Source organism: Helicobacter marmotae (genome assembly GCF_003364255.1).
Lineage (GTDB): Bacteria > Campylobacterota > Campylobacteria > Campylobacterales > Helicobacteraceae > Helicobacter_C > Helicobacter_C marmotae.
Genome location: NZ_NXLR01000042.1, coordinates 1 through 2119, shown reverse-complemented (window position 1 = coordinate 2119; position 2119 = coordinate 1). Strand labels below are relative to the sequence as shown.

The window sequence follows — 2119 nt, the reverse complement described above, 5'->3', positions numbered from 1 at the left end:
CCAAGAGAATGTAGAAATCGCTGCTGCAAGTGCTCAAATCAGTGAGAGAGTAGATAAGGTAGCTAAAGATATATTAGATGATGTGAATAAGAAGAAATTCTAAGAAGATTTACTCAAAAACTCTATTACTTTATTAGCTTTAGATTCTGCATAGCAGGTAAGAAACTCTCTGTAGGGTTGATAGGGACTTTTTTGGTGTTTCAAGCAGTAATTCTTTGGCTTCGCACTAGAGCTAACAAACTTTAGCTACCGCTTGGATTACCAAAGAAAGATTCCCAAATTTGCTTCTCGCAAAAAGTCTTAAAAAGTGTGCTTTTAGCTTGTTTTTAAATAAGCAAACCGCAAAATATTTTGTGATGATTTTTGAAGTTGTGTAGCTTTGAGTAGATGGCATGCACTTAAGTGTGCGTGTAAGCGACACAAAAAAGCAAGCTCTTTAAAAAACACGCAAAAGACAAGCGGAGAGCCAAAAAGCCAACGCAAGGCTAAGTCGCAAAGCCGAATTTAGCCTAACAAACTTACCCCTCATCACAAATATTAAGATATTCTCCATAAACAGAGAATAAAAATCTCATTAGCCTTAATAAAAGGCTAACGCCTAATGGGGCTTATTATCTATACGCATTTTACCATCTGCTACCTCTTGCGTTATATCTCTCCAATTTTTAGCCTCATAGATATTCCCCTTCACCTCATAAATAGCATTTAAAATCCATTGATTGCTCTTATGTCTCTCAATATCCCAATGAGTGGGAATAGTGCTAATCACAGCTCTATGCTCAGGATAAGCTTTAAGAATATTTGAGCCCACATAAGGGCAAGGGTTACTTAAGGATTCACAAAATATACTTGGAGCGTCATAATTTGTCATTAAATCGGAATTCACTTGGAGCTTCCCCCTACTCTCAAAATCTTTGAATAAAAAGAGCGCATCTGGACGTCCTTCATTTTGCACTATCATTTCAGGGATACCTATACTATCATGCCCGCTATGGTCGCTTAAGATAAAAATCTGGGTATTATCATATATATCATTATCCTTGAGCCATTGCACATAGTCTGCTAAATACACAAGTGCGCAGACTTCGGTATCATAATGCTTATAATAATCCCTTATGTGCTCTTCTTTCATATATTGCATTTTTTGTGTATGGGGGTATTCCTCCCATACACTTTGCTCTCTAAAAAATGAACATTTGCCATTATCGTAATATAAATCAAAGGGCAAATGCGTCATTAAAGTATGAAGATATTTAAAAGTTGGCTTGCTTTGAGGGTCTATATGGTGCAAGTGCGTAAAGGCATATAAAGATGAGGCAAAAGCTATAGCCTCCATAACACTGCGCATTTGCTTATCGCCAATAAGCCAAAAACCATTATTATATATCCGCGGACGGAAAAAAAGCTCCGGAGAGAAGCGAAATAGCCCCACACTTAAAAGCAAAGAAATATTACTATGTCTGGCTTGCCCTAAAAGCTCTGCAAAAGATTGAGCTAAATCTGGCTTACTGCTAAAAAAATATGGTGTGTAGGTTTGTAGATTTTGCACAACAAAGATATTTTGATTATACGCCTGTATGTATTGTGGTGGCTTTGGAGCTACGCTCATAAAATAGCTCACATCATAACCACTTTTCACAAAACTATCGCCAATAAGCCCAAAAGCCTGCGTGATACTCTCTCTTAAATTATCCTCCCTTGCATTCATATTATACACAGCATAATGCTCCCCACCGATGATAGAGCCTATGCTATGAATCGTAGAATTCGTAGTAGAAAGCGTGTTATCAAAAAAGATAAAACCTTCAAACCGCTCTTTTAACTCGGGGAATTCCTCTAAAATAGCATGCAAATGCGAACCGCTAAACATATCGAGCACAAAAAGCACGATGTTCTTTTCATATTTCGCATACGTGAAAAGCTCCTTTTCATAAGGCTTATCGCTAATTACGGGAATATCTAGCTTATACTCACTTGAGTGGTTCAATATTTTATACAACGACACGCCACTTAGCACGACTAAAGATACACTTAGCACACCCATAATGGGCTTTAACCTTTTACCCATAAAAAAGACAAAGCCTACACTCCCTATAAAAGTAAGGAAAGCATAAAGGTA

At 37.3% G+C, this 2119-nt stretch carries 1 protein-coding gene; it reads right to left on the bottom strand.

Features of this window, described 5'->3' with window-relative positions; genetic code table 11:
* Positions 1 to 598 precede the first annotated feature (598 nt).
* Positions 599 to 2119, bottom strand: a 1521-nt coding sequence (locus CQA63_RS09205) for a sulfatase-like hydrolase/transferase (protein ID WP_170128401.1), incomplete at its 5' end; no start/stop codon positions are given.